Origin of the sequence: Rhodococcus erythropolis NBRC 15567 (genome assembly GCF_001552595.1) — a bacterium.
GTDB lineage: Bacteria > Actinomycetota > Actinomycetes > Mycobacteriales > Mycobacteriaceae > Rhodococcus_F > Rhodococcus_F erythropolis.
In genome coordinates this window covers 1-5,289 of sequence record NZ_BCRM01000055.1, presented here as the reverse complement: position 1 = coordinate 5,289, position 5,289 = coordinate 1, and the positions used below count along the sequence as shown (strand labels likewise).

At 55.7% G+C, this 5,289-nt stretch carries 3 rRNA genes; all 3 read left to right on the top strand.

From position 1 onward, the window contains the following. The first annotated feature begins 11 nt into the window (after positions 1-11). The 3 genes from RE4_RS30500 to rrf all read left to right on the top strand — a co-directional run bounded on the left by RE4_RS30500 (position 12) and on the right by rrf (position 5,288). A 16S ribosomal RNA gene (locus RE4_RS30500) occupies positions 12-1,529 on the top strand. Between the two features lie 347 nt (positions 1,530-1,876). Then, positions 1,877-5,012 (top strand): 23S ribosomal RNA (locus RE4_RS30495). A 159-nt stretch (positions 5,013-5,171) separates the two neighbouring features. Continuing rightward, a 5S ribosomal RNA gene (rrf, locus tag RE4_RS30490) occupies positions 5,172-5,288 on the top strand. The 16S, 23S and 5S rRNA genes sit together here, the layout of an rRNA operon. The last annotated feature ends 1 nt before the right edge of the window (position 5,289 follow it).

Here is a 5,289-nt window from a genome sequence, read left to right as displayed (position 1 = left end):
ATCTAGAGTCTTCAACGGAGAGTTTGATCCTGGCTCAGGACGAACGCTGGCGGCGTGCTTAACACATGCAAGTCGAGCGGTAAGGCCTTTCGGGGTACACGAGCGGCGAACGGGTGAGTAACACGTGGGTGATCTGCCCTGCACTTCGGGATAAGCCTGGGAAACTGGGTCTAATACCGGATATGACCTCAGGTTGCATGACTTGGGGTGGAAAGATTTATCGGTGCAGGATGGGCCCGCGGCCTATCAGCTTGTTGGTGGGGTAATGGCCTACCAAGGCGACGACGGGTAGCCGACCTGAGAGGGTGACCGGCCACACTGGGACTGAGACACGGCCCAGACTCCTACGGGAGGCAGCAGTGGGGAATATTGCACAATGGGCGAAAGCCTGATGCAGCGACGCCGCGTGAGGGATGACGGCCTTCGGGTTGTAAACCTCTTTCAGCAGGGACGAAGCGCAAGTGACGGTACCTGCAGAAGAAGCACCGGCTAACTACGTGCCAGCAGCCGCGGTAATACGTAGGGTGCAAGCGTTGTCCGGAATTACTGGGCGTAAAGAGTTCGTAGGCGGTTTGTCGCGTCGTTTGTGAAAACCAGCAGCTCAACTGCTGGCTTGCAGGCGATACGGGCAGACTTGAGTACTGCAGGGGAGACTGGAATTCCTGGTGTAGCGGTGAAATGCGCAGATATCAGGAGGAACACCGGTGGCGAAGGCGGGTCTCTGGGCAGTAACTGACGCTGAGGAACGAAAGCGTGGGTAGCGAACAGGATTAGATACCCTGGTAGTCCACGCCGTAAACGGTGGGCGCTAGGTGTGGGTTCCTTCCACGGAATCCGTGCCGTAGCTAACGCATTAAGCGCCCCGCCTGGGGAGTACGGCCGCAAGGCTAAAACTCAAAGGAATTGACGGGGGCCCGCACAAGCGGCGGAGCATGTGGATTAATTCGATGCAACGCGAAGAACCTTACCTGGGTTTGACATATACCGGAAAGCTGCAGAGATGTGGCCCCCCTTGTGGTCGGTATACAGGTGGTGCATGGCTGTCGTCAGCTCGTGTCGTGAGATGTTGGGTTAAGTCCCGCAACGAGCGCAACCCCTATCTTATGTTGCCAGCACGTTATGGTGGGGACTCGTAAGAGACTGCCGGGGTCAACTCGGAGGAAGGTGGGGACGACGTCAAGTCATCATGCCCCTTATGTCCAGGGCTTCACACATGCTACAATGGCCAGTACAGAGGGCTGCGAGACCGTGAGGTGGAGCGAATCCCTTAAAGCTGGTCTCAGTTCGGATCGGGGTCTGCAACTCGACCCCGTGAAGTCGGAGTCGCTAGTAATCGCAGATCAGCAACGCTGCGGTGAATACGTTCCCGGGCCTTGTACACACCGCCCGTCACGTCATGAAAGTCGGTAACACCCGAAGCCGGTGGCTTAACCCCTTGTGGGAGGGAGCCGTCGAAGGTGGGATCGGCGATTGGGACGAAGTCGTAACAAGGTAGCCGTACCGGAAGGTGCGGCTGGATCACCTCCTTTCTAAGGAGCATTCTCCAATCCAATATCCACACAGGTGGATGGTTGGTTGGCAGAGCCTGTTTCGGACCCACTTGTGGTCCGGCAGGAGCTCATGGGTGGACGCTGACAAACTTGATCGTCGTACGGTTTCTCCTCTGTGGGAGGCCGACGAACAATATATCGACATACTGTTGGGTCCTGAGAGAACACGCGAGTGTTTCCTCTCTAGGAAGTAACGACAACACTGGAATGTGGGTCATACCGCGAATAGGTAACTGAGGTGACTTGGTTGGTGTTCGGCTGGTGCTCACGGGAGTTCTGGGGTTGTGTGTTGTTTGAGAACTGCACAGTGGACGCGAGCATCTTTGTTGTAAGTAATGAAGAGCGTACGGTGGATGCCTTGGCACCAGGAGCCGATGAAGGACGTAGGAGGCTGCGATAAGCCTCGGGGAGCTGTCAACCGAGCTGTGATCCGAGGATGTCCGAATGGGGAAACCCAGCACGAGTGATGTCGTGTTACCCGCGCCTGAATATATAGGGCGTGTGGAGGGAACGTGGGGAAGTGAAACATCTCAGTACCCACAGGAAGAGAAAACAACCGTGATTCCGTGAGTAGTGGCGAGCGAAAGCGGAAGAGGCTAAACCATGGGTGTGTGATAGCCGGCAGGTGTTGCATTCGTGGGGTTGTGGGGTTCATTTTGTCTGTTCTGCCGAGCAGGCCAACAGTAAGAAATCACAGGGTTAGTGGAAGTGGTCTGGAACGGCCTGTCGTAGAGGGTGAGAATCCCGTACACGAAAACTTTGTGACTGTTGTAATGGAAACCCAAGTAGCACCGGGCCCGTGAAATCTGGTGTGAATCTGTCGGGACCACCCGATAAGCCTGAATACTCCCTGGTGACCGATAGCGGACTAGTACCGTGAGGGAAAGGTGAAAAGTACCCCGGGAGGGGAGTGAAATAGTACCTGAAACCGTGCGCTTACAATCCGTCAGAGCCTTCGAACAGTTTACTGTTGGGGGTGATGGCGTGCCTTTTGAAGAATGAGCCTGCGAGTTAGTGGCATGTCGCGAGGTTAACCCGTGTGGGGTAGCCGTAGCGAAAGCGAGTCCGAATAGGGCGATCGTAGTGGCATGCTCTAGACCCGAAGCGGAGTGATCTACCCATGGCCAGGTTGAAGCGACGGTAAGACGTCGTGGAGGACCGAACCCACTTAGGTTGAAAACTGAGGGGATGAGTTGTGGGTAGGGGTGAAAGGCCAATCAAACTCCGTGATAGCTGGTTCTCCCCGAAATGCATTTAGGTGCAGCGTCGCGTGTTTCTCACCGGAGGTAGAGCTACTGGATGGTCTAGGGGGCCCACAAGCTTACCGAAATCAGCCAAACTCCGAATGCCGGTGAGTGAGAGCGCGGCAGTGAGACTGCGGGCGATAAGGTTCGTAGTCGAGAGGGAAACAGCCCAGATCGCCAGCTAAGGTCCCTAAGCGTGTACTAAGTGGAAAAGGATGTGGGGTCGCGAAGACAACCAGGAGGTTGGCTTAGAAGCAGCCACCCTTGAAAGAGTGCGTAATAGCTCACTGGTCAAGTGATCCTGCGCCGACAATGTAGCGGGGCTCAAGTACACCACCGAAGCTGCGGCATTCACGCAATAGCCCCCAGTTGATCCAAGGATTTTCTGGCAGGTGTGTGGATGGGTAGGGGAGCGTCGTGTGGCCATGGAAGCGGCAGGGTGACCTAGCCGTGGAGGCCACACGAGTGAGAATGCAGGCATGAGTAGCGAAAGACGAGTGAGAAACTCGTCCGCCGAATGACCAAGGGTTCCTGGGCCAGGTTAATCCGCCCAGGGTGAGTCGGGACCTAAGACGAGGCCGACAGGCGTAGCCGATGGACAACGGGTTGATATTCCCGTACCCGTGTGAACGCGCCCATGGTGAATCAGTGATACTAACCATCCTGAAGCCACGAGAAGACCTTCGGGTCTCGAGTTGGTGGATGCATGGGACCTGATCTGGTAGTAGCCAAGCGATGGGGTGACGCAGGAAGGTAGCTGAGCCAGTCAGTGGTAATACTGGTGTAAGCGTGTAGGGCGTGACCTAGGCAAATCCGGGTCGCATACAAGCCTGAGACGTGATGCGTAGCCGATTGAGGCGAATTCAGTGATCCTATGCTGCCGAGAAAAGCCTCTAGCGAGCTTTCACACGGCCCGTACCCCAAACCGACACAGGTGGTCAGGTAGAGAATACTAAGGCGATCGAGATAACTATGGTTAAGGAACTCGGCAAAATGCCCCCGTAACTTCGGGAGAAGGGGGGCCCTGTTTGGTGACGACATTTACTGTCTGAGCTGGGTGGGGCCGCAGAGACCAGTGAGAAGCGACTGTTTACTAAAAACACAGGTCCGTGCGAAGTCGTAAGACGATGTATACGGACTGACGCCTGCCCGGTGCTGGAAGGTTAAGAGGACCGGTTAGTTCCTTCGGGAGCGAAGCTGAGAATTTAAGCCCCAGTAAACGGCGGTGGTAACTATAACCATCCTAAGGTAGCGAAATTCCTTGTCGGGTAAGTTCCGACCTGCACGAATGGCGTAACGACTTCTCAGCTGTCTCAACCGTAGACTCGGCGAAATTGCATTACGAGTAAAGATGCTCGTTACGCGCGGCAGGACGAAAAGACCCCGGGACCTTCACTACAGCTTGGTATTGGTGTTCGGTTCGGTTTGTGTAGGATAGGTGGGAGACTGTGAAACGGTGACGCCAGTTATCGTGGAGTCGTTGTTGAAATACCACTCTGATCGAATTGGACCTCTAACCTCGGACCATGATCTGGTTCAGGGACAGTGCCTGGTGGGTAGTTTAACTGGGGCGGTTGCCTCCCAAAATGTAACGGAGGCGCCCAAAGGTTCCCTCAGCCTGGTTGGCAATCAGGTGTCGAGTGCAAGTGCACAAGGGAGCTTGACTGTGAGACTGACAGGTCGAGCAGGGACGAAAGTCGGGACTAGTGATCCGGCACCGGCAAGTGGAAGCGGTGTCGCTCAACGGATAAAAGGTACCCCGGGGATAACAGGCTGATCTTCCCCAAGAGTCCATATCGACGGGATGGTTTGGCACCTCGATGTCGGCTCGTCGCATCCTGGGGCTGGAGTAGGTCCCAAGGGTTGGGCTGTTCGCCCATTAAAGCGGCACGCGAGCTGGGTTTAGAACGTCGTGAGACAGTTCGGTCTCTATCCGCCGCGCGCGTTAGAAACTTGAGGAAGGCTGTCCCTAGTACGAGAGGACCGGGACGGACGAACCTCTGGTGTGCCAGTTGTTCCGCCAGGAGCACCGCTGGTTAGCTACGTTCGGAAGGGATAACCGCTGAAAGCATCTAAGCGGGAAGCCTGTTCCAAGATGAGGTTTCTCACCCCCTCGAGGGGGTAAGGCCCCCGGCAGACCACCGGGTTGATAGGCCAGAACTGGAAGTGCAGTAATGCATGCAGGTGACTGGTACTAATAGGCCGAGGACTTACCACAAAGAAGCTACGCGTCCACTGTGCGGTATCTGAAACAACACACAGATACTGATGAGAAACTCTGTTTTCTCCGTCATCCATCCACCCGGTAACGGGTTCGGGTTGGTGCACGGTGAAACCAGGTGATCAGAAGTTGGTTACTGTGACAGTTTCATAGAGTTACGGCGGTCATAGCGAAGGGGAAACGCCCGGTCCCATTCCGAACCCGGAAGCTAAGCCCTTCAGCGCCGATGGTACTGCACTCGACAGGGTGTGGGAGAGTAGGACACCGCCGAACA